The sequence below is a fragment of the Paraburkholderia caffeinilytica genome (genome assembly GCF_046030355.1).
Classification (GTDB): domain Bacteria; phylum Pseudomonadota; class Gammaproteobacteria; order Burkholderiales; family Burkholderiaceae; genus Paraburkholderia; species Paraburkholderia caffeinilytica_B.
Genome location: NZ_JAQQCQ010000002.1, coordinates 462217 through 489044, shown reverse-complemented (window position 1 = coordinate 489044; position 26828 = coordinate 462217). Strand labels below are relative to the sequence as shown.

The 26828-nt window shown below is 61.8% G+C and carries 28 protein-coding genes and 1 tRNA gene; 9 read left to right on the top strand and 20 right to left on the bottom strand.

All coding sequences use genetic code 11. The features are described from left to right. The first annotated feature begins 43 nt into the window (after positions 1 to 43). On the top strand, positions 44 to 559 hold the full coding sequence (coaD, locus tag PQQ95_RS04440) for a pantetheine-phosphate adenylyltransferase (protein WP_408435227.1): 516 nt from the start codon (positions 44 to 46) through the stop codon (positions 557 to 559). A 63-nt stretch (positions 560 to 622) separates the two neighbouring features. Further along, positions 623 to 880, top strand: a complete 258-nt coding sequence (locus PQQ95_RS04435; RefSeq protein WP_054035799.1) for a YfhL family 4Fe-4S dicluster ferredoxin — start codon at positions 623 to 625, stop codon at positions 878 to 880. Between the two features lie 92 nt (positions 881 to 972). Here PQQ95_RS04435 and hisC read toward each other — a convergent pair whose 3' ends face one another. The 8 genes from hisC to PQQ95_RS04395 form a co-directional block, all read right to left on the bottom strand. Next, positions 973 to 2052, bottom strand: coding sequence for a histidinol-phosphate transaminase (gene hisC / locus PQQ95_RS04430; protein WP_408435225.1), 1080 nt, complete (start codon positions 2050 to 2052; stop codon positions 973 to 975). A gap of 57 nt (positions 2053 to 2109) precedes the next feature. Further along, positions 2110 to 2715 (bottom strand): aminoacyl-tRNA hydrolase, encoded by a 606-nt coding sequence (gene pth, locus PQQ95_RS04425; RefSeq protein WP_408435223.1) that lies wholly within the window; start codon positions 2713 to 2715, stop codon positions 2110 to 2112. Between the two features lie 142 nt (positions 2716 to 2857). Further along, entirely contained in the window at positions 2858 to 3481 is a 624-nt protein-coding gene (locus tag PQQ95_RS04420) for a 50S ribosomal protein L25/general stress protein Ctc (RefSeq protein WP_408435222.1), read from the bottom strand. Positions 3482 to 3645: 164 nt separating this feature from the next. Further along, positions 3646 to 4602 (bottom strand): ribose-phosphate pyrophosphokinase, encoded by a 957-nt coding sequence (locus tag PQQ95_RS04415; protein WP_025597839.1) that lies wholly within the window; start codon positions 4600 to 4602, stop codon positions 3646 to 3648. Between the two features lie 45 nt (positions 4603 to 4647). Continuing rightward, positions 4648 to 4724: transfer RNA gene (locus PQQ95_RS04410), tRNA-Gln, on the bottom strand. Between the two features lie 50 nt (positions 4725 to 4774). Next, the gene (ispE, locus tag PQQ95_RS04405) at positions 4775 to 5656 is read right to left on the bottom strand and encodes a 4-(cytidine 5'-diphospho)-2-C-methyl-D-erythritol kinase (RefSeq protein ID WP_408435221.1); all 882 of its coding nucleotides are present in this window, start codon (positions 5654 to 5656) and stop codon (positions 4775 to 4777) included. 73 nt (positions 5657 to 5729) lie between these two features. After that, on the bottom strand, positions 5730 to 6362 hold the full coding sequence (gene lolB / locus PQQ95_RS04400; RefSeq protein WP_408435219.1) for a lipoprotein insertase outer membrane protein LolB: 633 nt from the start codon (positions 6360 to 6362) through the stop codon (positions 5730 to 5732). Then, positions 6362 to 8203, bottom strand: coding sequence for a tetratricopeptide repeat protein (locus PQQ95_RS04395; RefSeq protein WP_408435218.1), 1842 nt, complete (start codon positions 8201 to 8203; stop codon positions 6362 to 6364). The genes lolB and PQQ95_RS04395 overlap by 1 nt, the downstream gene beginning before the upstream one ends. An 87-nt stretch (positions 8204 to 8290) precedes the next feature. Between PQQ95_RS04395 and mutM the strand changes: the two genes are divergently transcribed. Both mutM and mutY read left to right on the top strand, forming a co-directional pair. After that, positions 8291 to 9121: a bifunctional DNA-formamidopyrimidine glycosylase/DNA-(apurinic or apyrimidinic site) lyase gene (gene mutM, locus PQQ95_RS04390; RefSeq protein WP_097391234.1), complete on the top strand. Its 831-nt coding sequence runs from the start codon at positions 8291 to 8293 to the stop codon at positions 9119 to 9121. Between the two features lie 7 nt (positions 9122 to 9128). Continuing rightward, positions 9129 to 10244, top strand: a complete 1116-nt coding sequence (gene mutY, locus PQQ95_RS04385) for an A/G-specific adenine glycosylase (RefSeq protein WP_408435216.1) — start codon at positions 9129 to 9131, stop codon at positions 10242 to 10244. Between the two features lie 27 nt (positions 10245 to 10271). Here mutY and PQQ95_RS04380 read toward each other — a convergent pair whose 3' ends face one another. The 11 genes from PQQ95_RS04380 to kdsD all read right to left on the bottom strand — a co-directional run bounded on the left by PQQ95_RS04380 (position 10272) and on the right by kdsD (position 19728). Next, the gene (locus tag PQQ95_RS04380; RefSeq protein WP_408435214.1) at positions 10272 to 10904 is read right to left on the bottom strand and encodes an LON peptidase substrate-binding domain-containing protein; all 633 of its coding nucleotides are present in this window, start codon (positions 10902 to 10904) and stop codon (positions 10272 to 10274) included. A 39-nt stretch (positions 10905 to 10943) separates the two neighbouring features. After that, the gene (gene rapZ, locus PQQ95_RS04375) at positions 10944 to 11837 is read right to left on the bottom strand and encodes an RNase adapter RapZ (protein WP_408435213.1); all 894 of its coding nucleotides are present in this window, start codon (positions 11835 to 11837) and stop codon (positions 10944 to 10946) included. Between the two features lie 117 nt (positions 11838 to 11954). Continuing rightward, entirely contained in the window at positions 11955 to 12923 is a 969-nt protein-coding gene (gene hprK / locus PQQ95_RS04370; RefSeq protein WP_007179412.1) for an HPr(Ser) kinase/phosphatase, read from the bottom strand. Positions 12924 to 13062: 139 nt separating this feature from the next. Then, positions 13063 to 13578: a PTS sugar transporter subunit IIA gene (locus PQQ95_RS04365; protein WP_408435346.1), complete on the bottom strand. Its 516-nt coding sequence runs from the start codon at positions 13576 to 13578 to the stop codon at positions 13063 to 13065. A 296-nt stretch (positions 13579 to 13874) separates the two neighbouring features. Further along, a complete protein-coding gene (gene hpf / locus PQQ95_RS04360) occupies positions 13875 to 14231 on the bottom strand; it encodes a ribosome hibernation-promoting factor, HPF/YfiA family (RefSeq protein ID WP_054035819.1) in 357 nt (118 codons plus the stop codon). A 170-nt stretch (positions 14232 to 14401) separates the two neighbouring features. Next, positions 14402 to 15919 carry an RNA polymerase factor sigma-54 gene (locus PQQ95_RS04355; RefSeq protein ID WP_408435211.1) on the bottom strand — a complete coding sequence of 506 codons (1518 nt, stop codon included), beginning with the start codon at positions 15917 to 15919 and terminating at the stop codon, positions 14402 to 14404. A gap of 186 nt (positions 15920 to 16105) precedes the next feature. Beyond that, entirely contained in the window at positions 16106 to 16891 is a 786-nt protein-coding gene (gene lptB / locus PQQ95_RS04350; RefSeq protein ID WP_408294863.1) for an LPS export ABC transporter ATP-binding protein, read from the bottom strand. After that, positions 16888 to 17559 (bottom strand): lipopolysaccharide transport periplasmic protein LptA, encoded by a 672-nt coding sequence (gene lptA / locus PQQ95_RS04345; protein WP_211608707.1) that lies wholly within the window; start codon positions 17557 to 17559, stop codon positions 16888 to 16890. Before lptA ends, lptB begins: the two co-directional genes overlap by 4 nt. 20 nt (positions 17560 to 17579) lie before the next feature. Further along, positions 17580 to 18188, bottom strand: coding sequence for an LPS export ABC transporter periplasmic protein LptC (gene lptC / locus PQQ95_RS04340; RefSeq protein ID WP_408435209.1), 609 nt, complete (start codon positions 18186 to 18188; stop codon positions 17580 to 17582). Then, positions 18185 to 18745, bottom strand: coding sequence for a KdsC family phosphatase (locus tag PQQ95_RS04335; RefSeq protein WP_408435207.1), 561 nt, complete (start codon positions 18743 to 18745; stop codon positions 18185 to 18187). Before PQQ95_RS04335 ends, lptC begins: the two co-directional genes overlap by 4 nt. After that, on the bottom strand, positions 18745 to 19728 hold the full coding sequence (gene kdsD / locus PQQ95_RS04330) for an arabinose 5-phosphate isomerase KdsD (protein ID WP_408435205.1): 984 nt from the start codon (positions 19726 to 19728) through the stop codon (positions 18745 to 18747). The genes PQQ95_RS04335 and kdsD overlap by 1 nt, the downstream gene beginning before the upstream one ends. 161 nt (positions 19729 to 19889) lie before the next feature. Here kdsD and PQQ95_RS04325 point away from each other — a divergent pair, with 161 nt between their 5' ends. The 5 genes from PQQ95_RS04325 (at position 19890) to purU (ending at position 25192) form a co-directional block, all read left to right on the top strand. Further along, a complete protein-coding gene (locus tag PQQ95_RS04325; protein ID WP_408435203.1) occupies positions 19890 to 21893 on the top strand; it encodes a monovalent cation:proton antiporter family protein in 2004 nt (667 codons plus the stop codon). A 141-nt stretch (positions 21894 to 22034) separates the two neighbouring features. Continuing rightward, on the top strand, positions 22035 to 22601 hold the full coding sequence (locus PQQ95_RS04320) for an adenine phosphoribosyltransferase (protein WP_408435201.1): 567 nt from the start codon (positions 22035 to 22037) through the stop codon (positions 22599 to 22601). 46 nt (positions 22602 to 22647) lie between these two features. Continuing rightward, the gene (locus tag PQQ95_RS04315; RefSeq protein ID WP_200563921.1) at positions 22648 to 23262 is read left to right on the top strand and encodes a LysE family translocator; all 615 of its coding nucleotides are present in this window, start codon (positions 22648 to 22650) and stop codon (positions 23260 to 23262) included. A gap of 68 nt (positions 23263 to 23330) precedes the next feature. Further along, on the top strand, positions 23331 to 24194 hold the full coding sequence (locus tag PQQ95_RS04310) for an NUDIX hydrolase (protein WP_408435199.1): 864 nt from the start codon (positions 23331 to 23333) through the stop codon (positions 24192 to 24194). Positions 24195 to 24322: 128 nt separating this feature from the next. Continuing rightward, positions 24323 to 25192 carry a formyltetrahydrofolate deformylase gene (purU, locus tag PQQ95_RS04305; protein ID WP_408435197.1) on the top strand — a complete coding sequence of 290 codons (870 nt, stop codon included), beginning with the start codon at positions 24323 to 24325 and terminating at the stop codon, positions 25190 to 25192. A gap of 96 nt (positions 25193 to 25288) precedes the next feature. Here purU and PQQ95_RS04300 read toward each other — a convergent pair whose 3' ends face one another. After that, positions 25289 to 26515 carry a PepSY-associated TM helix domain-containing protein gene (locus PQQ95_RS04300; RefSeq protein WP_408435195.1) on the bottom strand — a complete coding sequence of 409 codons (1227 nt, stop codon included), beginning with the start codon at positions 26513 to 26515 and terminating at the stop codon, positions 25289 to 25291. Between the last annotated feature and the right edge of the window lie 313 nt (positions 26516 to 26828).

Below are 26828 nucleotides of genomic sequence, written 5' to 3'. Positions count from 1 at the left end.
GACGCTTTGACGTGCCCATTTGTCTGAAGAGAGGAGAAGTCTCATGGTAGTCGCCGTGTACCCGGGCACGTTCGACCCGCTGACGCGCGGTCACGAAGACCTCGTTCGACGCGCATCGAGCATTTTCGATACGCTGGTGGTGGGCGTTGCCGATAGCCGCAACAAGAAGCCGTTCTTCTCGCTGGAAGAGCGACTCGACATCGCGCATGAAGTGCTCGGGCACTACCCGAACGTTCAGGTGATGAGCTTCAAAGGGCTATTGAAGGACTTTGTTCGCAACAATAACGCGCGGGTGATCGTGCGTGGCCTGCGCGCCGTATCGGATTTCGAATATGAGTTCCAGATGGCCGGCATGAATCGCTATCTGCTGCCGGACGTCGAAACCATGTTCATGACGCCGTCTGATCAATACCAGTTCATTTCGGGCACCATCGTGCGTGAAATCGCGCAATTGGGCGGCGACGTCAGCAAGTTCGTATTCCCCTCCGTCGAAAAACGGCTGAAGGAGAAGGTTGCCGCGCTGGATTCGAATAACGGCGCTTCGGCGGGACAACCGTAACCGGCGTAAACTGTCGGATCGACGGATCAAAGTCGGCTTCGGCCGGCGCGAAGTGAGTGAAGTATGGCCTTGATGATTACCGACGAGTGCATCAATTGCGACGTGTGCGAGCCCGAGTGCCCGAACGACGCGATTTCGATGGGCCCGGAAATCTACGTGATCGACCCGAAGAAATGCACCGAGTGTGTCGGCCATTTCGACGAGCCGCAGTGCATTCAGGTGTGCCCAGTCGAGTGTATTCCACGCGACCCCGAGCATCTGGAGACGGCTGAAGGTCTGATGGCGAAGTACCACGCGCTACAGGCTGCGAAGGGCGCGTGAGAGTTTGAATGGTGATGAACGGCGAGGCGGTTGCTTCGCCGTTTTTTTTGCAGCTGCACCGCTGTGTGTCACGCGCGAGGGTATCCCGGGCGCTACCCGATGTAAGTGCTGAAAATGTCGTGCAGCGTAGCCAGCAGAATGTCGCATTCGGCGTCGGTACCGACCGAGATTCGCAGATGCTGGTCGATTCGCGCTGCCTTGAAGTGGCGCACGAAAATTTCCTTTTCCCGTAGCCGTGCCACGAGCGTCGCGGCGTCGTAGCCTTCGTGGCGCGCGAACAGCAGATTCGCTGCCGACGGCACCACCTCGAAGCCCAACGCCGTCAAGCCCGCGGCCAGGCGCTCACGGCTCGCAATGACCTTGGCGCAATTGTCGCGGAACCACGCATCGTCCTCGTACGCCGCGATGGCCGCGACTTGCGCCAGGCGGTCGAGGGGATACGAGTTGAAGCTGTCCTTCACGCGGTTCAGTGCGTCGATCAGTTCCGGATTGCCGAACGCGAAGCCGACACGCATGCCCGCCAGCGAACGCGACTTCGATACCGTTTGAATCACCAGCAGGTTGGGATAGCGGTCGATCAGTGCGATGGCCGATTCGGCGCCGAAATCGACATAGGCCTCATCGATTACCACGACCGATCCGGTGTTTCTTGCCACCAGGCGTTCGATATCGGCGAGCGGAAGTGGCCGGCCAGTCGGCGCGTTCGGGTTCGGGAACAGTACGCCGCCGTTAGGCGCTGTGTAGTCGTCGACATGGATGGCGAAGCTGTCGTCGAGCGCGATGGTCCGATAGTCGACTTCAAAGAGCCGCGCGTAGGTCGGGTAGAAGCTGTACGTGATATCCGGAAACAGCAACGGTTGGTCGTGCTTCAGCAATGCCTGAAAGGTCAGGGCGAGCACTTCGTCCGAACCGTTTCCCGCGAACACCTGCTCCGGGCGAATGCCGTGGTATGCGGCTACCGTTTCGCGTAACTTGCGCGCCGTTGGATCGGGATAGCGCCGCAGCGACTCGCCCGCTTCGCCCAGTTCCCGCCGAATCGCTTCAAGCACGCGCGGCGACGGCGGATAGGGATTCTCGTTGGTGTTCAGCTTGACCGGATGCGCAACCACGGGCTGTTCGCCGGGCACATACGGCGTCAGATGGTGAACGATGTCACTCCAGTAGCGGCTCAAGCGATTCTCCTGTCGATGGCGATACGGGCGATACGGGCGATACGGCGATACGCGCGCTCAGGGATTATTGCGATGCAGTTGCATCGTTGCCCGTTCAAGCTCGCCTTGGATGATCTGCGGCATTACCGCCAGCGCGCGTTCGATCGACGCATCGATTACGTCCTGCTCCTCCCGCCGCGGCGGCTTCAGCACGTAATTGGCGACGTCCGGCTTGGCGCCGGCTCGCGCGCTTTCGGGAATCAGGTCGCGCGGATGACCGATGCCGATCCGCAGCCGCCAGTACTGTTGGGACGACAGATGCGCGGTGATGTCCTTCAGCCCGTTATGGCCGCCGCTACCGCCGCCCAGCTTCAGCTTGACGCTGCCGGGCGGCATATCGAGTTCGTCGTGCGCGACCAGAATTTCGTCTGGAAGAATCTTGAAGAATTGCGCAACCGCCACGACCGACTGCCCCGAACGGTTCATATAAGTCTGCGGTTGCAGCAAATGCACTTCTTCGCCGTGAAGCCGGGCCTTCGCATAGAAACCGTGGAAGCGCCGCTCGTCGCGCAGCGTTGTGCCTGCTTCGCGCGCCAGTTGATCGACCAGCCAGAAGCCGGCATTGTGGCGCGTCGTGGTGTATTCAGCGCCCGGATTGCCGAGCCCGACGATCAGCTTGATCATGATTGCGTAGGTCCATCTGGCCTCGGCGTCGAACGCGGCCGAGCCGAAAAAAACCGAAAAAAAACCCGCCGGGGCGAACCTCGGCGGGTCACATCGACCGTTTCATTGAAACGGATCGAGAGGATTGCTCGCTCAATGCAGCTTAAGCAGCCGGCTTTTCGCCTTCGCCTGCAGCAGCAGCGGCGTCGCCTTCAGCGATTGCGCCAGCCGGGATCGTTGCCAATGCGACGACCGGGTTTTCTGCTTCAACGTGAGCAACCAGTGCCACGCCTGCCGGCAGGACGATGTCCTTAGCGTGCAGCGATTGGCCTGCTTCGATCTTCACCAGGTCGACTTCGAGGAATTCCGGCAGTGCCGACGGCAGGCACTCGATTTCGATTTCGTTGATGACGTGCGAGATCACCGCGCCCGACAGCTTAACCGCCGGGTTGGTTTCCTGGTTCATGAAGTGCAGCGGCACCTTGGTGTGCAGCTTCTTCTTCGCGTCGACACGTTGGAAGTCCACGTGCAGCACGAGCTGACGGAACGGGTGGTATTGCACGTCGCGCAGCAGAACCTGTTGCGACTTGCCGGCCACTTCCAGTTCGAGGATCGACGAATGGAAAACTTCTTTCTTCAGCGCGTGCCAAAGTGCGTTGTGGTCCAGTTCGACCAATTGCGTTTCAGCACCAGCGCCATATACGATGCCCGGGGTCTTACCCGAGATACGCAGGCGGCGGCTCGCACCCGTACCTTGCAAAGAACGCTCGAAAGCGACTACTTTCATGTTGAATCTCCAATGCACTGCCCGCGACCAGGCAGTAAAAACGGGGCCTCCAAGCCATTACGGCTGAGGCCCCAGAGCGATGGCACGAACCTTCGTTCGTTCATGCCAATTGTGCAAAAGTGCAGCGTGCGGTACTGCCATGCACGCTGCGCCTTCGCAAATACTTAACTTTCAGCGAACAGCGACATCACCGAATCGCCGCGGCGAATCCGCGAGAACGTTTCGGCGAGCAGGCCGGCGCTGGTCAGCGAACGGATCTTGGCGCACGAGCGGGCTTCATCGCCGAGCGGGATCGTGTCGGTGACAACGAGTTCGTCGAGTGCCGAAGCTGCGATACGCTCGCCTGCACCGCCCGACAGAACCGGGTGGGTGGCGTAAGCGAACACCTGCTTCGCACCGCGTTCCTTCAAAACCTGAGCTGCCTTGCAGAGCGTGCCTGCGGTGTCGACCATGTCGTCCATGATCACGCAGGTGCGGCCTTCGACTTCACCGATGATGTTCATCACTTCGGCAACGTTCGCCTTCGGGCGGCGTTTGTCGATGATCGCGAGATCGCAATTCAGCTGCTTGGCCAATGCACGGGCGCGCACCACGCCGCCGACGTCCGGCGAAACGACCAGCAGGTTCTCGTAGTTCTGCTTGCGCAGATCGCCGAGCAGCACGGGCGTAGCGTAGATATTGTCGACCGGGATGTCGAAGAAGCCTTGAATCTGGTCGGCGTGCAGATCCATCGTAATGATCCGCTCGACGCCGGCGATTTCCAGCATGTTCGCCACGATCTTCGCCGAGATGGCGACGCGCGCCGAACGCGGGCGTCGATCCTGACGGGCATAGCCGAAGTAGGGGATGGCTGCGGTGATCCGGCCAGCGGATGCGCGCTTGAGCGCATCGACCATGATCATCAGTTCCATCAGATTGTCGTTCGCCGGCGCGCAGGTGGACTGCAGGACGAAGACATCCTTGCCACGCACGTTTTCCTGAATCTCGACCTGGATTTCACCGTCCGAGAAACGGCTAACCATTGCTTTGCCGAGGGGAATACCGAGGATTTTGACGACTTCCTGTGCAAGCGCGGGATTTGCGTTGCCAGTAAAAACCATCAGGCCGTCATGGCTGCTCATCGTGCACCTACTTCAGGCTGGGGGCGAGGGAAATGCGAGAACTTTTGGCAGGGGAGGAAGGAGTCGAACCTTCGAATGCCGGAATCAAAATCCGGTGCCTTAACCAACTTGGCGACTCCCCTACACTAACTTTTAGCAGCACCGAACGAGGGAACGTTCGACGAAGCAAAACTTATGACGCGAAAGCAAAGAGTGGATGCTGATCGAGACTTGCAGTTACTGCGCTGTTCCATTCGCCCGGCAGCTTGGCTTGCGCCGCTTCTGCTTCAGCTTTGCTACGGAACGCTGCAAATACACTTGCACCTGATCCAGACATCCGCGCTGGTGCAATGTTTTCAAACCATCGCAACACTTGCGCTACTTCCGCGTATTTTCCCACTACAACCGGCTGCATGTCATTGCGGCCAAAACTTTCTGGCCAATCAGTGTTGCAGCTAAGTTCTGCAGGAAAGTCCGTAATTATGAGGGGTTTCGAATCTCTTGTCAACGCTTTTTCGGAAAAAATCGCTGCAGTTGGAACGTGAACCCTCGGTGTCACCACCAGGAAATGGCGCGGCGGCAATTGTACAACGTCTAAAGCTTCTCCGACACCCTGTGCAAACGCATTTTTCCCAAAAACAAAAAATGGCACGTCCGCACCGAGTTTCAACGCCAGCGCCTGCAACTCCAGTCGCGGCAAATCGAGTTTCCAGAGACGGTTCAGCGCGAGCAGCGTGGTGGCCGCATCGGAGCTGCCGCCGCCGAGGCCCGCGCCCATCGGCAGGCGCTTGTCGATTTCGATATCCACACCCTCGGGCGAGCCCGTATGCGCTTTCAGAAGCATGGCTGCTCGCACGGTGAGGTCGTGTTCCGGCGGCACGTCGGCGATTTCGGTGCTGCGCGTGACGAGGCCGTCATCGCGCCGCTTGAAGTGCAGGATGTCGCCCCAGTCGAGCAACTGGAAGACGGTTTGCAACGTGTGATAGCCATCCGGCCGGCGGCCGGTGATGTGCAGGAAGAGGTTGAGTTTCGCTGGTGCGAGGCAATCGCGCAGCGAATCGGTCGTTTCAATCATGAGTCAGGGCTACATGCGCCATAGCGGCGCCGAAGAAGCGGCAAGAGATGCTCGAACAGGCACGGCTGCCGAACTATTGATCCAGCACGAGCTTGATGTCGAGCGGCGGTTCCGAGCGGCTCAGATTCAGGCGCTTGACGCCAGTGGCCGGCGCGTCGGCATACGCCAGGTAATCGATCGTCCAGCCGTCCTGCGTAATCTGCTTGAGGTGCGAAGGCTGCTCCGGATCGTTCTCGGTCCTGGCGCGCGAAGTCGGCGCCGGCGAAGGCTGCAGCCAATAGCGCAACCCTTCGACAGGCAGCGCGAAACCGAGCGCGTTCTGCATCAGCGTGGAGACATTGTCGGCGGTGAGCGGTTGGCGGTTCGGCAGTTCGAGCGTGGCCGAGGCCGGCGACGAAGTCACGATGGCGAGCGTCTGGCCGAGCGGATTGCGCAATTGCAGGGTGACCGTGTCACCCGTTTCCTGCCAGGTGAAATTGCCATAGGCATTGCGCTGCTGGCCGTTCTGATCGTTGTACTGGATCGCGAAACGGCCTTGATAAGCACGCGAAGTCTGTGCCGTGACGGACGTTGCCGCATTCGACGTGGACGGCCCTTGCGGCTTGACCGATGCGCAACCGGCCAATGCGACAACCGCTGCCGCTACGAACCCGAGCGCCGCACCGCGAGGCGCCCGGGGAGAAAAAATCAAGCGGGAAAGACGCATCAAAGATCGTTTACCTGAAGACGTTGCAGCGTTTTGACCAGTGTGTCGTTGTCCGGTTCGAGCTTGCGCGCGTCGCGGAAAGCGGCGCGAGCCTGATCCTGCGCGCCGGTTTTCCACAACACTTCACCGAGGTGCGCGCCGATTTCGGCATTCGGCTGGAGGTCATAGGCTTTGCGCAGCAGCTTGATGGCATCTGACGTATCGCCCATCCGGTACTTGACCCAGCCGACGCTGTCCATGATGAATGCGTCGTTCGGCGCCAGCGACGAGGCCTTCTCGACCAGCTTGTCCGCTTCCGGCAGGCGCTGATTACGATCGGCCAGCGAATAGCCAAGCGCGTTGTAAGCCTGCGGATTGTCCGGCTGTGTCTGGATCAGCTTGCGCAGTTGCGCTTCCATGACATCGTAGTGGCCGGTCTTTTCGGCGGACATGGCGTAGTCGTAGGCGAGATCGGGATCGTCGGGGAAGGCTGCCGTTGCCTGCTGCAGGCGTGTTTCCGCTTCCGGGTAGCGCTTCGCATCGAACAGAATGGCCGCGTCGGTGCGTGCGACCAGCGCCTGGTCGCGCGGATCGGGTGCCTGCAGGCCGGCCAGCAGCTTGCGTGCGTCTTCGGTCTTGCCTTGCTTGGCAAGCAATTGCGCCCGCGTGATCTGCGCCGGCATGAATTGCTGGCTCGAGGGCGTGACCTTGTTCAGCCAGTCGCTCGCCGCCGCCTCGTTCTTCTGTTCGAGCGACAGTTGCGCAAGATAGATATACGCTTGGCCCGGATCGGCGCCCGGCGTTTTTTCGGCTTGCTGCGCGTACTGGGTCAGGTAGGTCTGCGCGTCGGTGAAATTCTTCTGCTGAATCTTGATCAGCGCGAGCGCCATCAGTGGCGTGAGGTCAGTCGCGTTGTTCTTGTGCATGATCTCGAACTGCTTCTGCGCGTCGTCCAGACGGTCGCTCGCGAGATACATCTGCGCGAGCGCGAGACGCGCGTCATGCGATTTCGGATTCTGCTGCACGTATTTTTCGAGCGACGCGATACCTTCCTTGCGCTCCTCCGGGCCCATTTGCGACAGCATCAGCGCGGCCGGCAAAAAATCTGGCTTGAGCGTGAGCGCCTGCTCGAGCGACTTGCGCGCGCCTGGCGCGTCGTCCGACACGAGTTGCTGGCGTGCGATAGCCAGTTGCGCTTCCGGCCGGTTCAGGTCGTTCTTCAGCAAGTCCTGCAGCACATGCAAACCGCCGATCCGGTTCGGACCGCGCGAGAGCAGCAACTGCAGCGCCAGAATCGCGCTGCCGCGATTGTCGGCAGGTACTTTCTCGAGTTCGCGGGCGAGGATCGGCGCGGCGTCGTCAGGTTTGCCGGACAGCACGAGCAGCGACGCGTCGAGTTGCGCGGCGCGTTCGGAATTCGGCGCATACTGCTGCCACAATTGCGCGGCGGCCAGCGCGTCCGACGGGCTTTGCGCAGCCAGCGCGATTTCCGTGGCGCGTTGCGCCATGCGCGGATCGTGCGTGTCGCGCGCGAGCGCGAGGTAGGTCTGATAGGCAGGCGCCGGCTGATCGCGCTGCAAGGCGACTTCAGCGGCGAGCACCTGAAATACGATCTGGCTGGACAGCGGCACGCCCGGCAGGGATTTCTGGTCTTCTGCCGTCGCCGGGCCGAGCGGGTCCGGCAGGGTGACCGACGTGTCATCCGAGTCTGGCGACGGGTCCTGCGCGTGCGCGGGCACGGCAGCCAGCGCCCAGACGGCGAGCGCGGCGGCACCGAGCATGCGGCGAGCGGACACGGCGTGCGGCACGCGGGATGCGCTAGCCGGGCGCTTCGAAAACAGCTTCACGAAGGACAAGTTCATGGAAATCCGTTCAATGTTTCGGACGATTGTAACGCGCTCGCTACAATAAGCGCACAACCACTCACGCAAGTTGCAGACCAGTTAGACATGCCAGAGTTGCCAGAAGTTGAGGTTACCCGAAGGGGAATCGAACCGTATGTGTCCGGGCGCAAGGTTGAACGCGTCGATGTGCGTACGCCCGCGCTGCGTTGGCCGATTCCGGCGGACCTTGCGAAAACCTTGCGTGGCAGCGTCGTGCGCAAGGTCGAACGGCGGGGCAAGTATCTGCTGTTCGAAATCGACGCAGGCTGGTTCATTGTGCATCTGGGCATGACGGGGACGCTGCGTGTGCTGCGCCATGTGCCGCGTCCGCCGGCTGCGGCGAAACACGATCACATCGACTGGATTTTCGACGAGTTCATTTTGCGCTATCGCGACCCGCGGCGCTTCGGCGCGGTGCTGTGGCATCCGCGCGAAGCCGGCGACGTGCTCGAGCATCCGCTGCTCGCGGGCCTCGGTGTCGAGCCGTTTTCGCCGGCATTCTCCGGCGCGTTGATGCATCGACTCACGCGTGGACGCAAGGTGTCGGTGAAGCAGGCGCTGCTGGCGGGGGAAATTGTGGTCGGCGTGGGCAATATCTACGCGTCCGAAAGTCTCTTTCGCGCCGGTATCCGGCCCACCACCGCGGCGGGCCGTGTCTCGCTCGTGCGCTACGATCTGCTGGCCGACGCGGTGCGCGTCACGCTCGCAGCAGCAATCGAGAAGGGCGGGAGCACGCTGCGCGATTTCGTCGGCAGCGATGGCGAAAGCGGTTATTTCCAGCTCGACTATTTCGTCTATGATCGCGCGGGGCTGCCGTGCCGCGTGTGTGGAACGCCGATCAAACAGATCGTGCAGGGGCAGCGTTCTACGTACTTCTGTCCCACTTGTCAGCGCTAAATTTTCGATGCCATCTCGTTTAAGTCCTTCCGCCTCGTCCGCAGCGCCTGCTTTCCCGGTCATGTCTGATTTTTCCGCGCGGCTGATTGCGTGGCAGCGCCAGCATGGCCGTCATGACCTGCCCTGGCAGAACACGCGCGATCCGTATCGCATCTGGCTGTCGGAAATCATGCTGCAGCAGACCCAGGTATCCACGGTGATTCCGTACTACGCCAAGTTTCTGGCGCGTTGTCCGGATGTGGCCTCGCTCGCCGCCGCGCCGGCAGACGATGTGATGGCGTTGTGGGCCGGCCTCGGCTATTACTCGCGCGCCCGCAATCTGCATCGCTGCGCGCAGGTGGTTGTCGAGCAGCATGGCGGCGCGTTTCCGGCGTCGGCCGACGAGCTCGCCGAACTGCCGGGCATCGGCCGCTCGACGGCAGCGGCGATTGCCTCTTTCGCGTTCGGCGCGCGCGCCACGATTCTCGACGGCAACGTCAAGCGTGTGTTGGCGCGGGTGTTCGGCGTCGAAGGTTTTCCGGGAGAAAAGAAAGTTGAGAACGCGATGTGGACGCTGGCCGAATCGCTGCTGCCGTCCAACGCATCGGACGACGAGGTCAGCGCATACACGCAAGGCTTGATGGACCTCGGCGCAACGTTGTGCGTGCGCGGCAAGCCGGACTGCCTGCGCTGCCCGTTCGCCACCGACTGCGTGGCCAACGTGACCGGACGTCAGCGTGAACTGCCGACGGCGCGTCCGAAGAAAGCTGTGCCGACGCGCCGCACGTGGATGCTGGTGCTGCGCGACGGTAACGCCGTGATGCTGGAAAAGCGGCCGCCTTCCGGCATCTGGGGCGGCTTGTGGAGCCTGCCCGAAGCCGCCGACGAAACCGCGCTCGCCGAGCGTGCGCGTGCCTTCGGCAGCGACGGCGCGGTCTCGCCGCTCGCGCCGCTGACGCACGTCTTCACGCATTTCAAGCTGGATATCGAACCGCGGCTCGCTGAACTGGATCGCGGTGTGGGCGCATTGGCCATGCTTGGCGACGCAGACACCGCATGGGTCGCGTTAAGCGATCTCGATTCGTTCGGTGTACCCGCGCCGGTGCGCAAACTACTGGATAGTTTGCAGGGCTCGCTGCTCTAGCCGGGTGCAACAAAAAAGCACGTCACATTAAAGCAACTGGTGCTGCTGCATATAGTGATGAACCACATCGATTCGCGCGCCGGCGTCCTGCAATTCCATCAGTTTTTGCCTTGCACGAAGGGCGATCGGCAACACCTCGGCGAGACGGTTCGACACCCATGACGGATCTTCCAGCCTGAACGGCTCCGCGAACGGCAAACTGTCCGGATCACGTTCGCGGATGGTGGCGATAATCCGTTCAAGCACTTCCGCGCACGCGCCGAATTTGGCCAGTTGCTCATTGCCTTCGAGCGGTATGTCTTCTCCGATCGGTTCCGCCATGCCGACCAGCAAGCCGCTGCTTTCCACGCGATGCGACAGCAGGCGGAACCGCCGCGTGCCGCGTGCCCGAATCAGCAGCATGCCGAAGGCCTCGACATCGCACTCTTCGATTTCGGCGAGACAGCCAATTGCTTCGGGCACCGAAGGCTCTTCGGCGCGCGCCACCTCGGCGCCGCTTTTCAGCAGACATACGCCGAACGGCGTTTTGTCACGCAGACAGTCGCGCGCCATATCGAGGTAGCGCGCTTCGAAGATTTTCAGCGGCAGCAGTCCGTCGGGAAACAGCACCGTATGCAGCGGAAACAGCGGCACATCGGCAAGCACAGTAGAAGAAGACATGGCGCAACGCTTCGAGTTGAGGCCGCGCGATGCGGCCGGTTAAGCCACTAACTTCGATGATGCGTCGGCGTGAACCGGTGCATCGCGGTGCCGCACAATGACATTCGCCGACGTTGCGAGACGCGCGGCGAGCGTCTCTGCAATGAATACCGAGCGGTGCTGGCCGCCCGTGCAACCGATCGCGACCGTCAGATAACTGCGGTTGTCGTCACGGAAATGCGGCAGCCATTTGGCAAGAAACTTTTCGATGTCGTCGATCATTTCATGCACGACCGGCAGCGCGTCGAGAAAATCCCGCACCGGTTTGTCGAGACCGGTGAGCGGCCGCAATTCATGATCGTAGTACGGGTTCGGCAGCGTGCGTACATCGAAAACATAATCGGCGTCGAGCGGCACGCCGCGTTTGAAGCCGAAAGACTCGAACATCAGCACGAGCCCGGCATCTTCCTGCTCGATGAAGCGTTTGACCCACGCACGCAGCACGTTCGCGCGCAGATTGCTGGTGTCGATCTGATGGCCGAATTCGGCGAGGCCCGCCACGAGTTCGCGTTCGCGTTCGATCGCTTCGGCGAGCGATGTCAACAAGCCGACGTCCGCGTCGTGCGCGGTGGAACCGGACAGCGGATGGCGGCGGCGCGTTTCGGAGAAGCGTTGAATCAGCGACTGCGTGCTTGCGTTCAGGAAAAGTACGCGCACGTCGTGGGCGCGCGACAGGTCGCGGATCATCGCGGGCATTTCGTCGAGCGAGGCGCTCGAACGCGCGTCGATGGAGACCGCGAGGCGTTCCTGGCCGTCGTCGGCGAGATAGTTGGCGAGTTGCGGCAAAAAACGCGGCGGCAGATTGTCGACACAGTAATAGCCTGCGTCTTCAAGCGCGTTCAGGGCAACTGATTTGCCGGAGCCGGAAATACCGGTGATCAGGATTATGCGCATGGAGTCGTGAAATCCGTACAGTTCATCATAGCATCTGGTCCCCGTGCGCGGGCCGCCGCAGCCTGCCGTTGGCTGCGGGCGTTGCACGGTGCCGCACGGGTGCCGCGGGGTGCGGATTCAGATCAATTTGCCGGGAAACTGGCTGTCCGGGTCCTGCATGGCGAGGCGCTGACGATCCATGAAGTCACGCAGCGTATCGATGCCGCGTAGTTGCAGGATCGTATTGCGCACGGCTGCTTCGACCAGAACCGCGAGGTTGCGGCCGGCCGCCACCTGAATCGTGACTTTGCTGATCGGCAAGCCGAGCACGTCGACGGTTTGGCTTTCCAGCGGCAGGCGCTGAAATTCGCCGTCGGGACGGCGCACCAGTTGCACGATCAGTTTCAGCTTCATTTTGCGGCGCACCGCGGTTTCACCGAAGATCGTCTTGATGTCGAGCAGGCCGAGACCGCGCACTTCGAGCAGGTTTTGCAGCAGCGGCGGGCAGCGCCCTTCGACAAAATCCGGCCCGAGGCGCACGAAATCCACCGCGTCGTCGGCAACGAGGCCGTGGCCGCGGCTGATCAGTTCCAGCCCGAGTTCGCTCTTGCCGAGACCGGAATCGCCGGTGAGCAGCACGCCCATGCCGAGAATGTCGAGAAACACGCCGTGCAGCGTGGCGCGCGGCGCGAGAATGCGCGACATGTAGAGGCGCAGGCTGTCGATCACCGCGGCGGCGGACATCGGCGTGGTGAAGAGCGGCGTGGACGAGCGCGTGCAGCGCAGCACCAGTTCCGGCGGAGCGGCGACGCCGCCGGCCACCACCAGAAACGGCGGCTCCAACGCGATCAGTTCGGCCATGTGGCGCGAGCGGTCCTCGTCGGTTTGGCGCTTGTAGTAGTCAATTTCGGCGTCGCCGAGCACTTGAATCCGGTTCGGGTGGATCAGGTTCAAGTGGCCGACCAGGTCGGCGCTCGAGGTGGCATTGGCGACCGATTCCGAAGAAAAGCCGCGCTCCCAGCCTTCATGCCCCGTCAGCCAGCTCAGCTTCAGCGTGGCGGCGTTGTCGTCGAAAATGCTTTGGGCGTTGATGCTGGACGTATCCATGAGTCAGTGACTCCCGTGTGGACCGCTTGCTTGGGGAAGAGGCGGCCGCGCTAACGCGGGCCGCGTACCTTGCCTGGCTGTACCCGCACGCTGACGGGAAACCGGGTGAATAAGCGACGTGCGGATAACCGCCGCTGCATCAAGGTTGCCACTGAGTGAGCAGGCGATGCAACGATTCGCGGTCTTCTTCCGTGTGCAGGCGCTCGCGGGCTTCGCGATCGGACAGCAACTGAGCGATTTCCGAAAGAATTTCGAGGTGCTGCTGGGTGGCCTGCTCGGGCACGAGCAGGAAGATCAGCAGCGAGACCGGCTGACCGTCGGGCGATTCGAAGGGGATGGGTTCGGCAAGACGGACGAATGCGGCGAGCGGCTGCTTCAAGCCTTTGATCCGGCCGTGCGGAATCGCGACGCCTTCACCAAGCCCTGTCGATCCGAGGCGCTCGCGCGCGAACAGATTGTCAGTGACCGTGCTACGGGCGATGCCGTTCTGGTTCTCGAAGATCAGGCCCGCTTGCTCGAACACGCGCTTCTTGCTGGTGACCGATAGTCCGACGACGACGTTCTCGAGGGGAAGAAATTTGGCTAAACGATTCATGTTGACAGGCGAAAACGTGGCCTGGGTTCTCCTCACTGGGGCGTTTGAGTGATGTTCCATTCGTTTGATGCTCACGGCGACGTGCGTTGGAGTCCGAAAGCGCAGGACGCCGGCCGACCGATTTCCGTTTGAGCTAACTTTGACCCCGATGGTAACCGGAACATTATAGAACAGGGTAGCCATGGATGGTGCGGCGCGCCATCCATGCATCATGGGTTTATTCGCAGGATTGATCCGGTCCGTGCCGTTGCGAGAAAAAGGTGGCCCGAAACGAAAAACCGCCCGGTTTCGGGCGGTTTGGCTGGTACAGGCAAGAGAGGAAAACGAAGGAAAGTAACGAAGCCTTCTAATCTTCCTTATTGCGGCGGCACGTCCAGTATCGGTGCCGGCTGGTACTTGATCGCATCGTGCTGATGGCCCTGCAGCCGATCCTTGTGGCGTATCACCTGCCGGTCGAGCTTGTCGATCATCAGATCGATCGCAGCGTAGAGATCGCTGTCACAGCTCTCGACAAAGATATCTTTGCCCTTCAGATGCAGGTTGATTTCAACCTTTTGACGCTTTTCCTTTTCCTTATGGTTGTCGACCGAGAGGACCACACTGCCGTCGATGACCTGATCAAAATGTCTTAGCACCCTATCCAGTTTGGTGATCACGTATTCGCGCAACGCAGGCGTTACTTCGAGGTGGTGTCCACTGATCTGCAGATTCATAGTGCTTCTCCAAGCTAGAGGCCGCTTGTTCCGCACGATGACGAAGGTCCGGTCGATCTGTCGGCTTGCCTGAGTCGCCCCCCGGTGACTGACTTCTGGCAGGTCGCATCGGCCGGCCTGTCCGCCAACTGCGGAGCGGCCGGTAAATGCCCGTCGCGGGAGGCGGCGGGCTACAGAGACTTGCGCAGGTTAACTGCCGGAATCTTGAGCGCTTCGCGATACTTCGCAACGGTACGCCGTGCGACCACGAAGCCCTGTTCCGCCAGCAGTTCGGCTATGCGGCTGTCTGAAAGAGGAGATTTCGGGTTTTCCGCTCCTATCAGTTGCTTGATGAGCGCGCGAATCGCCGTTGAAGAGGCCGCGCCGCCCGTGTCAGTCGAAACGTGTGATCCGAAGAAGTACTTAAATTCAAGCGTCCCGAATGGGGTCAGCATGTATTTACCGGTTGTCACACGGGAGACAGTTGACTCGTGTAGGCCCAGCGTATCAGCAATTTCTCGCAAAACCAAGGGGCGCATGGCAATTTCGCCATGCACAAAAAAGCTCTTTTGACGCTCGACAATGGCTTGCGCGACCCGGAGGATCGTTTCGAAACGCTGCTGGATATTCTTGATCAGCCAGCGTGCTTCCTGAAGTTGCTGGCGCAACGATCCGCTGCCCGGATCGCCGCGGTTATTGCGCAGAATATTCGCGTACAGATGGTTGATGCGCAGCTTCGGCACCACCTCCGGATTCAGTTCCGCCTGCCAGCCCTGTGCCGTTTTACGCACCATGATGTCCGGCACGACATAGTCTGCTTCCGCCTTGCCGTAAGCAGCGCCCGGAAACGGTTCGAGCGAGCGGATCAACACGTGCGCGTCGCGTAGATCGTCGTCGTTCGCCTTCAGGTGCTTGCGCAGGCGCGTGAAATCGCGCGCCGCGAGCAGTTCCAGATGATGGGCGACGATGTCGAGCGCAAGCGTGCGCGTAGACGAGTGTTCGAGCCGCAGCAATTGCAGCTTGAGACATTCCGACGCGGAGCGCGCACCAACCCCTGCCGGGTCGAAGCTATGCAGCAGCGCAAGCGCGGCGTTCATTTCGTCGAGATCGACCTCGAGTTCTTCGGGCAGGTCGCTCAGCACTTCCTCGAGCGTGGCGGCGAGATAGCCGTCGTCGTCGAGTGATTCGATCAGGAAGGTGATCAGCGCGCGGTCGCGCTGGCTCGCCTGCGTGACGCGAAGTTGCGCCATCAGGTGATCGCGTAGCGAGGTGCTCGATTCGTGGATTTGCAACGGCGGCAGATCGTCGTCGTCTGAGGCATTGCCGGAGCGGCCGTAGTCGCCGAGATCCCATTGCGACGCGTCGCCGTTGCTGTCGCCCGAAAGGCCGTTGTACTCGTCGACACCCTGCGGCTCGCCATTTTCGGCGCGCTCGCTGCTGCTGGTGGACGAAGACGACGTATTGCCGCCCATCTGGTCGGGCGGTGCGGAGGAGTTGGGCGCCTGGGCGATCAGCGAGCCGTCGGCCGCCACGCGCAGGGGGCTCGCGATCCAGTCGTCCTCATTCTCGAGGAGCGGATTCTGCGAGATCGCCATTGCGACTTCCTGCTGCAATTCGAGCGTGGACAGCTGAAGCAGCCGGATGGACTGCTGCAGTTGCGGCGTCAGCGCAAGATGCTGCGATAGGCGGAGTTGGAGGCTGGCTTTCATGGCAAGTTGAGATTCATTGTAGAGAGTTTGCCACGACCGCGATACATTGCGACACCCGCAATTACGCGTGCGCCCGTTTTCCGGCGGCGCTGGGCGCAGAACGGCCCAGCTCAAAAATGTCGATGTGCGGATGCCGCAAAGGGTCCGGCGGATGCGCGCTCGCCCCGCCGGCTATCCTTTGTGCACTTACATGCGGAAGTGCTCGCCCAGATAGACGCGCCGCACGCTTTCGTTTTCGATGATGTCGCTCGGCGCGCCGGCGGCCAGCACGCTGCCGTCGCTGATGATGTAGGCGTGATCACAGATGCCGAGGGTTTCGCGCACGTTGTGGTCGGTGATTAACACGCCGATATTGCGCTGCTTCAAAAATTTGACGATCTTCTGGATTTCCAGCACCGCGATCGGATCGACGCCCGCGAACGGTTCGTCGAGCAGAATAAAGCTCGGATTGGTGGCCAGCGCACGTGCAATTTCAACCCGGCGCCGCTCGCCGCCCGACAGCGACAGCGCCGGATTTTCACGCAGATGAGCGATCTGCAGTTCGTCGAGCAGGGCTTCGGTGCGGCTCGTGATGGTGTCTTTGCTGAGCCGCTTGCCGTTGTCTTCGACCTGCAATTCCAGCACCGCGCGAATGTTTTCCTCGACGCTGAGCTTGCGGAACACGGATGCTTCCTGCGGCAGATACGACAAGCCCAATGACGCGCGCTTGTGAATCGGCAGCAAGCTGATCGACTTGCCGTCCAGGTCGATTTCACCTGCATCGAGCGGCACGAGGCCGACGATCATATAGAACGAGGTGGTCTTGCCGGCGCCGTTGGGGCCGAGCAGGCCGACCACTTCGCCGCTTTTCACGTCGAGCGAGACGTCTTTGACGACCGTGCGCGAGCCGTAGCGCTTCTTCAGGTTGCGGACCACCAGTGAACTGCTGGTGCCGGCCGGTTTGCGATTGGGGAGGGACGCGGAGGAGCTCACTGGTTCGGTGCTCCCTGGATCGTGGTGGACGGCGCGAGCGTGGCCGACGCGCCGTTCAGCGGCGCAGCGCCGCCATTGCGCGGCGCCAGCATTGCGCGCACGCGGCCGGTCGGATTGCCCGGGCCGGCGACGTCCTTGCCTGCCTTCGCGGTGTAGAAGTCGTTCTGGCCGTCATACGTGATGACGCTGCCGTGCACCTGGTCCATCACCGTGGAAAGGCCTTGCAGGCGCTTGACGGTGGCGTTGGTGGTGAGCGTGGTCAGATCCTGCTTGCCGTCGTAGTCGATCCGAATGGCCGTGCCTTCGATGTATTCATCGAGGCCTTCGCGCTTCTGGCGGAAATACGACAGATTGCCGCCGCTCGACGTGCCGGTGGCGTACTGATAACCCTGCGGGTCTTGCGTCACTTCGACCCGATCGGCCTTGATCACGATCGTGCCTTTGGTGGCGACCACATGGCCGGTGAAGATGTTGACCTGTTTGAGGTCGTCGTAAGTCATGTTGTCCGCTTCGACGTTCAGCGGCTTGTCCTTGTCGGCGCGATCGGCGTGCGCCAGCGGCGCGAAGCCGGCGAGCGGCAACGCGACAATCAGCGCAGCGAGTCCGGCGCGGCACGCGGACAGGGTGCGCGAGCGGCCGGTATCAAAACGGGGGAACGATTCGTTCATGCAGTCACGCCTGGAATGGATTACCCGGGTTGCTTGGGCGAGCTGACGGAGCCTTCGGACGCGGCAATCGCGCCCTTCACATTGCCGAACAGCTGCATCACCCGGGTGACGTTGTTGTAGTTCATGCCGCTGGCAGTCATCACAGACATGCCGCGCTGAAGTTTAACCGGCTTTTCGGTCTCGATCACATCGTCGTTGACCAGCACCCTAAAATGCTGCGAATCTGCCTGCATCTGCGGATCGCCATTGCCGGCGGCCCGCAGAATGCGCGCGTTGTCGTACAGATCGACGATCGAGGCGTCGCCGTTCACCTTGCCGGTGTCGCCGGTGGCGGTGACGATCGGCTTGCCGGGCTGGAAGGCGCGCATGGCCGGCTTGACCAGGTCGCTCAGTTCGTCGTCTTCGTAGTGGATTAGCGACTGGGCGGTCAGACGGTATTGCGTCGAGCCCGATTGATCGAGTTCGGAAACCGAGAAGTTGTCCGCGAAGTAGTCGGGCGTGTGCTCCTTGGGGCGCACCACGTCTTCGTTCTGCCGTGGCAACGTGGCTTGCAGCAGCCACCACGTGACACCGGCGAGCGCCGCCATCGCGACCAGCGGAATCAATGAAGTCCAGCGAAACTGATTCATCCGACGAGGCCCCGCTGCTCGCCGCTGCAGGCCGCCGCGAGCAGCGCCTCATACTTGTGCTGCGCGCGCAGCAGGGTATCGCAGACTTCACGCGCCGCGCCGTGGCCGCCGCGCGCCTCGCTGACCCAGTGGGCGCGCGCAATCACTTCAGGATGCGAATTGGCCGGCGCCGCCGCGAAGCCGACCTTCAGCATCACGCCGAGGTCGACCCAGTCGTCGCCCATATAGCCGCATTCTTCCGCGCTCATGCCGGTTTGCTTGAGCAGGTCGGCGAACGCCTGGGGTTTGTCTTGCACGCCCTGATAGACGTGGGTGATGTTCATTTCCTTGACCCGCGCCGCGACGATGCCCGACTTGCGCCCGGTGATGATCGCCGTTTCGATGCCGGCCTGGCGCAGCAGCTTCATGCCGTGGCCGTCCATCGAGTTGAACGCCTTCATCGTGTCGCCTTCCGCCGTAAACAGCAGGCCGCCGTCGGTCAGTACGCCGTCGACGTCGAAAATCATCAGCTTGACGCGGCTTGCGCGTTCAGTGGCGGTAAGGGGAGCGACAGCCATCAGATCACCTTCTTCGAGAACAGGTCGTGCATGTTGAGTGCGCCGATCAGCTTGCCTGCTTCGTCGACGACCAGCATCTGATTGATGCGGTGGCGCTCCATCAGTTCCACGGCTTCGACAGCAAGTTGGTCCGGACCGATGGTGCGCGGGCCTGCGGTCATCACCGAGGCAATCGACAGTTCGCGGAAATCGCCGTCGCGTTCGAGTACGCGGCGCAGGTCGCCGTCCGTGAAAATGCCGGCCACGCGCTCGTCGTGATCGACGATCGCCGTCATGCCCATGCGCTTGGCGGTCAACTGGAACAACGCATCGCGCACGGTTGCGTCAGGCGTCACCTTCGGCACCTGATCGCCAGTGCGCATCACGTCGCGCACATACGTGAGCAGGCGCCGGCCGAGTGCGCCGCCCGGATGCGAGCGGGCAAAGTCGTCGCGGCCGAAGCCGCGCGCGTCCAGCACCGCAACCGCGAGCGCATCGCCGAGCGCGAGCGCGGCGGTGGTGCTGGCGGTCGGCGCAAGATTCATCGGACAGGCTTCTTTTGACACGCCGGAATTCAGATGCACGTCGGCCAGTTGTGCGAGACTCGACGACGGGCGGCCCGTCATCGCAATCAGCTTCGCACCGAGCCGCTTGATGAGCGGCAGGATCGCCACGAGTTCTTCAGTTTCACCGGAATTGGACAGCGCGAGGAACACGTCGTCTGCCGTGACCATGCCGAGGTCGCCATGACTGGCTTCCGCCGGATGAACGAAGAATGCGGGTGTGCCGGTGCTGGCGAGCGTGGCCGCGAGCTTGCGGGCCACGTGGCCGGATTTGCCGATGCCGGAAACGACGACGCGTCCACGGCAACCCAGGATGAAGTCGACCGCCCCGACGAAACCATCGTCGAGTTGATCGCGAAGCGCGCGCACGGCGTCCGCTTCGATGTCGAGCACGTCGCGAGCGAGCGCGAGTGCCCGGTCGCCATTGATTTTCGCTATCATTCGCGGAGTATAGCAAAGGCGCTTGTTCGCCGCGCCGGGCCTGCTGTGCCAAGCCGCTGTTCTTATTGCTGCCTTTACCGGCCCCTCAACCTTGCCGCACGGCGTTTTGCGTGCGCGGTTCCGCTGACGAACGAGGACGCTTTACCAATGCGTTTTAGCCGATGATTTCCCCCCTCGAAATGACGCTGTTCCTGCTGCTGGCATCAGTGGCCGGAGTGGTGACTTTTCGCTTTCTGAATCTTCCACCGATGCTCGGCTATCTGACGGTCGGCATCGTCGTCGGGCCGCACGCGTTCGGTTTGATTCCTGATTCGGTAGGCGCGCAGAACCTGGCCGAGTTCGGCGTCGTGTTCCTGATGTTTTCGATCGGACTGGAGTTTTCGCTTTCCAAATTGCGTTCGATGCGCCGGCTCGTGTTCGGCCTCGGCCTGTTGCAAGTGATTGGCACGATTGCCGTGGCGGTTACGCTCGGTTTCGTGCTGGAGCGCTGGGTGCACATCACATGGCAGGCTAGCGTGGCGCTGGGCGGCGCGTTGGCGATGTCGTCGACGGCGATCGTCAGCAAGATGCTGGCCGAGCGGCTCGAGATCGAAACCGAGCACGGCCGCAACATCTTCGGTGTACTGCTGTTCCAGGATTTGGCTGTGGTGCCGCTATTGATCGTTATCGCGGCGCTGGGCGGCGATTCGAAAGATCTCGTCAGCTCGCTCGGGGTAGCGGCCATCAAGATCGTCGTGGCGTTGGCGCTATTGTTAATAGTGGGGCAGCGCTTCATGACGCGCTGGTTCAACGTGGTGGCGCGGCGCCGCTCGCAGGAACTGTTCATTCTCAACCTGTTGCTGGTGACGCTCGGCGCGGCGTTCATCACAGACAAGTTTGGCTTGTCGCTCGCGCTCGGCGCGTTCATCGCCGGCATGTTGATCGCCGAAACGCCATACCGCCATCAGGTGGAAGAGGACATCAAACCGTTTCGCGACGTGCTGCTGGGCCTCTTCTTCGTCACGACCGGCATGCTGCTGAATCCGCGCGTGATCTGGGAGCATCCGTTCATCGTGCTCGGCTTCCTGATTGGCCCGATCCTGCTGAAGGCGGTGATGGTGACCGGGCTCTCGCGCCTGTTCGGTGCGTCGCCGGGTGTCGCCATGCGCACCGGTATCGGCCTCGCGCAAGCCGGCGAGTTCGGCTTCGTGCTGCTGAATCTGATTCTCGACAAGCATCTCGTCGACGCCACCCTGTTGCAGGCGATTCTCGCGGCGATGCTGCTGTCCATGCTGGCCGCGCCGTTCCTGATCCAGAACGCGGATCGGATCGTGCTGCGGCTGTCGTCGACTGAATGGATGATGCAGTCCTTGCAGATGACGCGCATTGCGACGCAGAGCCTGAAGCAAAGCGGCCACGTGATCATTTGCGGTTATGGCCGGGCCGGGCAGAATCTGGCGCGCATGCTGGAGCATGAAGGTCTGTCTTATGTCGCGTTGGACCTGGACCCCGATCGCGTGCAGGCCGCGGCGGCGGCGGGTGAGTCCGTGGTGTTCGGCGATGCGGGGCGGCGCGAATCGCTGCTTGCCGCCGGTATCCATCGCGCGGCGGCGATTGCGATTACCTATGCGAACACGCCGTCGGCATTACGCGTGCTACACAATATTCATGAGCTTGAGCCGACGCTGCCGGTGATCGTTCGTACCGTCGACGACGCCGATCTGGAAAAGCTGCTGGCCGCCGGTGCGACCGAAGTGATTCCGGAAATCGTCGAGGGCAGTCTGATGCTGGCCTCGCACACGCTGGTGCTGATGGGCGTGCCGATGCGGCGCGTGGTGCGGCGGGTCGAGGAAATGCGCGACGAGCGCTACGCACTGCTGCGCGGCTATTTCCACGGCGCGGACGACGTGGAAGACGACGACGGCCACGAACAGGTGCGGCTACAATCGGTGCCGGTCGACGAAAACTCGGACGCGGTGGGCCGCACGCTGGCGGAATTGGGCCTGTTCGAGCTGGGTGTCGAAGTGACGGCCATTCGACGGCACGGCATTCGCGGCGTCGAGCCGGACCCGTCCACCAAGCTGCGCGCAAGCGATATCGTGGTGTTGCGGGGACTGCCCGAGCAGTTGGCCGAAGCGGAAGAGCGGCTCTCGAAGCATCGCCGCGCGGGCGCCGCTGCGGCCTAGCAGCGGGTACGGCCGGCGTGGCGTTGCCCGATGCGGTTTCGCCAGGCGGGTGTTGCCCGCGGTGCCTGAGCCGTTCGCACCTGACCGGCCGCACCTGATTTAGCCTTTCATCGGACCTGTCGTGGTCCATTCGGAGACATCATGTCCAACGCGCTCGCGAGCGCGCCGCTCGATGCGGCCGACTACATCAAAAGCCACATTCGCACGGTGTCCGACTGGCCGTTGCCGGGCGTGCAGTTTCGCGATATCACGCCGCTTCTGCAGGAGCCGAAGTCGCTGCGCGTGCTGATCGATCTGTTTGTCCAGCGCTATATCGACGCGAAGCTCGACTACATTGCCGGGCTGGACGCGCGCGGCTTCATCATCGGGCCGATTCTGGCTTATGAACTGAACCTCGGCTTCATCCCGATCCGTAAGCAGGGCAAGCTGCCGTACAAGCGGGTTGCGCAATCCTATGAGCTTGAATACGGCACCGCGACCGTCGAGATTCACGAGGACGCCTGCAAGCCGGGCGACCGCGTCGTGATCATCGACGATCTGATCGCCACCGGCGGCACGATGATGGCCGGCAAGATTCTGCTCGAGCGGCTCGGCGCGGTGGTGATCGAAGGGGCGGCGATTATCGATTTGCCTGAACTCGGCGGCTCAGCCTTGCTGCGCAAAGCGGGCCTGCCGCTCTATACGGTGACTGAATTCGACGGCCATTGAGCGCCGGATGCCAACTTCTTCCCGCACCCAACGAAGGTAAGAAAAGATGCCCAACTTCCTGTTGTTCCTGGCGACTTCGATCGCTATCACGATGGCGCCCGGCCCCGACAATCTGCAAGTGCTCGCGCGTGGCATTTCGCAAGGGCGCGCGGCGGGCCTCGTCGCCGCGCTCGGCTTTGCGGCCGGCATCACGTTTCACACCACATTGGCCGCGCTCGGCGTGGCCGCATTGCTGCGCTCGTCGCCGGTTGCGTTTGAAGTGATCAAGCTGGCCGGCGCCGCCTATCTGATCTGGATCGGCATCAAGGCACTGCGCAGCCAGGGCCTTGCCACCGCGCACGAGCGCGCGCCGCAACCGTTGACGGCGGTGTTTCGCCAGAGCGTACTGGGCAATCTGCTGAATCCGAAGGTAACCCTGTTCTTCGTCGTGTTCCTGCCGCAATTCGTGCAGCCGCACGGCACGCAAAGCGTCACGGTGCAGATGCTCGAACTCGGCGTGTTGTTCATGTTGCAGACCGTGGTGGTGTTTTCGCTGTTCGGCGTGTGCGCGGGGATGATCGGCGGCTGGCTGAAGCGCCGGCCGCGTGTGGGCGTGTGGCTCGATCGGCTTGCCGGCGCGACGTTCATCGCAATCGGAATTCGCGTCGCCTTGCGTGATTGAAGCGATAGGCGCGGTTGACGCGATTGACATCAAGCGAGTGCGACTGGAAGACCCGTTTGGAGCTTTAAATGACTTTGCCTTGCATCACCGCCGCGCGCCACTTCGACATACACGCGCATCTGCCTTTCTGGATCGACGCTGAGCAGGTCGGCTGGATTCGCTCGACCGATGTGCCGTTGCTCACGCGCTGGCCCGATGTGTTTGCAATCGACGCTACGCGCATCACGCTTGCGCCTGTGTTCAACACTGTCGATCTGCGCAGCGCGGCGCTCGGTTCCGTGATCGGCGCGCTTGCCGCCGAGGGCCGTATTCCCGGCTGGCGCAACGAGACTTACGCGATCCGCAACGCGTTTGATGCACCGCCGCTCGCCTATATCGAGCGTGCGGCGTCGCGCTTCTTCGGCACGATGACCTACGCGGTGCATTTGAATGGCGTCGTAGAATATATGGATGGCGCTCCGCGGATGGCCGCCCCGCAATTGTGGATCGCGCGCCGCAGCGACACCAAGGCCACGGATCCGGGCATGCTCGACAATGTCGTCGCAGGCGGGATCGGCTGGGGCTTCGGCGTCGAGGCAACAATCATCAAGGAGTGCTGGGAAGAAGCCGGCATTCCCGAGGAGATCGCCGCGCGCGCCACGGCCGGCCGCACCGCGCATGTGCTGCAATCGTTGCCGGAAGGTACACAGGCCGAACAGATTTTTATCTACGACCTCGCGTTGCCGGTCGATTTCGCGCCGCGCAACCAGGACGGCGAAGTGGGCGAACACCGGCTCGCACGCATCGACGAAGTGGCGCGCTGGATCGAAGAAGGCGCGATGACCGTGGATGCGAGTCTCGCCACGCTGGATTGCCTGCTGCGCCGCCGCTGGATCGATGAAGACGCGTGTCCGGGCATCGATACGCTGTGGGCGCCACCGGTGCTTGCATAAGTTTGCATAAGCGCCAGCTAGCTAGCCAGGCGCTGCTGCGGCGAACCAGCCGGGTCACGCCATAGCACGCGGCATCGAATAAGACACACCGAATACACTACGCACTGAAGAAGGGAGTCACCCAGGTCATGTCGACCGATCACAGCTTTATCCTCAAACTGTCGTGCGCCGACCGGCCCGGCATCGTCCACGCGGTTTCGGGCTTTCTGTTCGAGCGTGGCAGCAATATTCTCGACTCCGCGCAGTTCGGCGACAGCCGCACCGGCGAGTTCTTCATGCGCGTGCATTTCCAGCAGGTGGGTGGCGATCCGGGTCTGGACGCGTTGCGTACGTCGTTCACCACGCTCGCCGAGCAGTTCGGCATGCGTTGGGAAATGCACGATGCGTCGGTGAAGCCGCGCGTCGTCATTATGGTGTCGAAGATCGGTCATTGCCTGAACGACCTGCTGTTCCGCTATCGCACCGGTCAACTGGGCATCGAGATTCCGGCGATCATCTCGAATCACAAGGAGTTCTATCAGCTCGCGGCGAGCTATGACATTCCGTTCCATCACTTCCCGCTGATGGGCGGCACGCCCGATGCAAAGGCCGCGCAGGAAGCGCGCGTGCTCGAAGTGATCAACGAGCATCAAGCCGACCTGGTGGTGCTCGCGCGCTACATGCAGATTCTCTCGCCGCAACTGTGCGAATCCCTCGCCGGCCGCGCGATCAATATCCACCATTCGTTCCTGCCGAGCTTCAAGGGCGCGAAGCCGTATTACCAGGCGTTCGACCGTGGCGTGAAACTGATCGGCGCCACGGCCCACTACGTGACGACGGATCTCGACGAAGGCCCGATCATCGAGCAGGGCGTGGAGCGTGTCGACCACAGCATGACGCCGGAGCAACTGACGGCGATTGGCCGCGACGTGGAATGCGTGACGCTCGCGCGTGCGGTGAAGTGGCACGTCGAGCATCGTGTCGTGTTGAACGGCAGCAAGACGGTGGTGTTTAACTAAACGTAGTTAATGCGCTTGCAGTGGGGCGGCCAAATCGTGGTCGCATGATCCCGCTGCAAGCCTGCGCCGCGTCTGTTCGGCGCGTTCTTCGTCAGATCAGGACCGTATCGCGGATGCACCCGCATCCCGTGCGCCCCGCGCGTTTTGTGCCGAACGGCGGCGCGCGTTCAGTTTCTTCAACCAGATCAGCAGTCCCGTTGCGCTCAGCACGGCGACCGCAATTCCCATCGCGCTAATCAGAATCCGCCCGCCGAGACCGAGAATGCGTCCCGAATGCAGCGGGAATTGCACCTGCATGAAAATGTCACCCGCCGTCCCCTTGCCGGGAATTTGCACGCCGAGTGGCTTGCCGGTGACTGCGTCCCAATACATCCATGGATTGCCGAGGCCGAGATCGCCGTGATCGTTGCCGGTTGCGTAGAAGCCGACTCCGTAGGCGTGCAGGAATTCCGCGTAGTAGACGCCGCCCGGCGGCACCTTCAGGTTCTGCGCCTTACCGGCTTGTTCGGCTAGCTGCACGATGCGTTCACGGCTCAATACCTGATCGCCCGGCTGGGGTTTGCGCAGAATTTCCGGGTTGTTGATCGGATCAGGCGTGAGCGTCGAGACTAGCGATACAACCGGCCGAACGACTGGACCGGAGAGATTCATCGATATCGACGTTAGCGCGACGATCACCAGCAGGCCCCAGATCCACACGCCGCCCGAGCGATGCAAATCGAAGGTGAGCGCATAGCCGCCGCGCCCGACGCGAAACGCGAACGACTTGCGCCATGCCTTGAGACTCGGAAACGACAGCCACAGGGCGACCACGCTGTCAAACAGCCACACGATCCCAACGACGCCCATCAACCAGGTGCCGATATCGACGCCGCCGGTGAACGGCAATTGCAGCGTGTAGTGCAGTTTGTAGATGAACGGAATCAGATTGAGCCGGGCGAGTGAAACGGCGCCCCATTCGCGCCGCCCCTGTATGTCGCCGGTGGCGGGGTCGACGGCAATCTGGTTGAAGTCGAGCGGGTAGGGCTGCTTCGTCGCGGGGTTGGTCCGCGGCAGCACCATCATCTGCAGCGTGTGGCCGGGTTCGGCGTCGAGCGGCAGATATGTCACCTGCAGGCGGGGATCGGCTGCTTCGACGCGACGTGCCAGTTCGAGCCCCGACAGCGCCGGGCCGGCGGTGCGCGCGTTGAAGAACGATGGGTTCAGCGCCGCATCGAGTTCGTGATCCCACGCGATGATCGCGCCGGTCAAGCCGGCGACGAATAGAAACAACGCAATGGCGACACCGAACCAACGGTGCAGGCGGACGAGTTGCCGCCTCATGGGCGAGCCGGCGAAATGCGGCGGAAATTCTGGCGGGGTGTCACGGCAAAGACGCAGTGCAAATGGGAATTGTTCTCATCTTATGGAATCGTGCCATCGGCTGCAAGTTTCTCGTAAGTGCGGCGCAGCGCCGCTCAGACGATCTGCTTGTGCGCGCTCCGGAGAGCCTTACCTGGTATGGATTTCAGTCGGAGTGTCTTTGCTTGGTGCGGCAAAATGTCGCACCTCAAAGCTTACAATTAGCATAAATTTTCGGCATCATCGCGGCCCATGGAAATGGGAATTATTCTCATTTGATATGGGTGTCGAAGAA

What these genes read in the sequence shown, in the direction of transcription:
- coaD (WP_408435227.1), top strand. Translation starts at nt 44, where the DNA reads ATGGTAGTCGCCGTGTACCCGGGCACGTTCGACCCGCTGACGCGCGGT.
- PQQ95_RS04435 (WP_054035799.1), top strand. Translation starts at nt 623, where the DNA reads ATGGCCTTGATGATTACCGACGAGTGCATCAATTGCGACGTGTGCGAG.
- pth (WP_408435223.1), bottom strand. Translation starts at nt 2,715, where the DNA reads ATGATCAAGCTGATCGTCGGGCTCGGCAATCCGGGCGCTGAATACACC.
- PQQ95_RS04420 (WP_408435222.1), bottom strand. Translation starts at nt 3,481, where the DNA reads ATGAAAGTAGTCGCTTTCGAGCGTTCTTTGCAAGGTACGGGTGCGAGC.
- PQQ95_RS04415 (WP_025597839.1), bottom strand. Translation starts at nt 4,602, where the DNA reads ATGAGCAGCCATGACGGCCTGATGGTTTTTACTGGCAACGCAAATCCC.
- ispE (WP_408435221.1), bottom strand. Translation starts at nt 5,656, where the DNA reads ATGATTGAAACGACCGATTCGCTGCGCGATTGCCTCGCACCAGCGAAA.
- lolB (WP_408435219.1), bottom strand. Translation starts at nt 6,362, where the DNA reads ATGCGTCTTTCCCGCTTGATTTTTTCTCCCCGGGCGCCTCGCGGTGCG.
- PQQ95_RS04395 (WP_408435218.1), bottom strand. Translation starts at nt 8,203, where the DNA reads ATGAACTTGTCCTTCGTGAAGCTGTTTTCGAAGCGCCCGGCTAGCGCA.
- mutM (WP_097391234.1), top strand. Translation starts at nt 8,291, where the DNA reads ATGCCAGAGTTGCCAGAAGTTGAGGTTACCCGAAGGGGAATCGAACCG.
- mutY (WP_408435216.1), top strand. Translation starts at nt 9,129, where the DNA reads ATGCCATCTCGTTTAAGTCCTTCCGCCTCGTCCGCAGCGCCTGCTTTC.
- PQQ95_RS04380 (WP_408435214.1), bottom strand. Translation starts at nt 10,904, where the DNA reads ATGTCTTCTTCTACTGTGCTTGCCGATGTGCCGCTGTTTCCGCTGCAT.
- rapZ (WP_408435213.1), bottom strand. Translation starts at nt 11,837, where the DNA reads ATGCGCATAATCCTGATCACCGGTATTTCCGGCTCCGGCAAATCAGTT.
- hprK (WP_007179412.1), bottom strand. Translation starts at nt 12,923, where the DNA reads ATGGATACGTCCAGCATCAACGCCCAAAGCATTTTCGACGACAACGCC.
- PQQ95_RS04365 (WP_408435346.1), bottom strand. Translation starts at nt 13,578, where the DNA reads ATGGAACATCACTCAAACGCCCCAGTGAGGAGAACCCAGGCCACGTTT.
- hpf (WP_054035819.1), bottom strand. Translation starts at nt 14,231, where the DNA reads ATGAATCTGCAGATCAGTGGACACCACCTCGAAGTAACGCCTGCGTTG.
- PQQ95_RS04355 (WP_408435211.1), bottom strand. Translation starts at nt 15,919, where the DNA reads ATGAAAGCCAGCCTCCAACTCCGCCTATCGCAGCATCTTGCGCTGACG.
- lptA (WP_211608707.1), bottom strand. Translation starts at nt 17,559, where the DNA reads ATGAACGAATCGTTCCCCCGTTTTGATACCGGCCGCTCGCGCACCCTG.
- lptC (WP_408435209.1), bottom strand. Translation starts at nt 18,188, where the DNA reads ATGAATCAGTTTCGCTGGACTTCATTGATTCCGCTGGTCGCGATGGCG.
- PQQ95_RS04335 (WP_408435207.1), bottom strand. Translation starts at nt 18,745, where the DNA reads ATGGCTGTCGCTCCCCTTACCGCCACTGAACGCGCAAGCCGCGTCAAG.
- kdsD (WP_408435205.1), bottom strand. Translation starts at nt 19,728, where the DNA reads ATGATAGCGAAAATCAATGGCGACCGGGCACTCGCGCTCGCTCGCGAC.
- PQQ95_RS04325 (WP_408435203.1), top strand. Translation starts at nt 19,890, where the DNA reads ATGATTTCCCCCCTCGAAATGACGCTGTTCCTGCTGCTGGCATCAGTG.
- PQQ95_RS04320 (WP_408435201.1), top strand. Translation starts at nt 22,035, where the DNA reads ATGTCCAACGCGCTCGCGAGCGCGCCGCTCGATGCGGCCGACTACATC.
- PQQ95_RS04315 (WP_200563921.1), top strand. Translation starts at nt 22,648, where the DNA reads ATGCCCAACTTCCTGTTGTTCCTGGCGACTTCGATCGCTATCACGATG.
- PQQ95_RS04310 (WP_408435199.1), top strand. Translation starts at nt 23,331, where the DNA reads ATGACTTTGCCTTGCATCACCGCCGCGCGCCACTTCGACATACACGCG.
- purU (WP_408435197.1), top strand. Translation starts at nt 24,323, where the DNA reads ATGTCGACCGATCACAGCTTTATCCTCAAACTGTCGTGCGCCGACCGG.
- PQQ95_RS04300 (WP_408435195.1), bottom strand. Translation starts at nt 26,515, where the DNA reads ATGAGGCGGCAACTCGTCCGCCTGCACCGTTGGTTCGGTGTCGCCATT.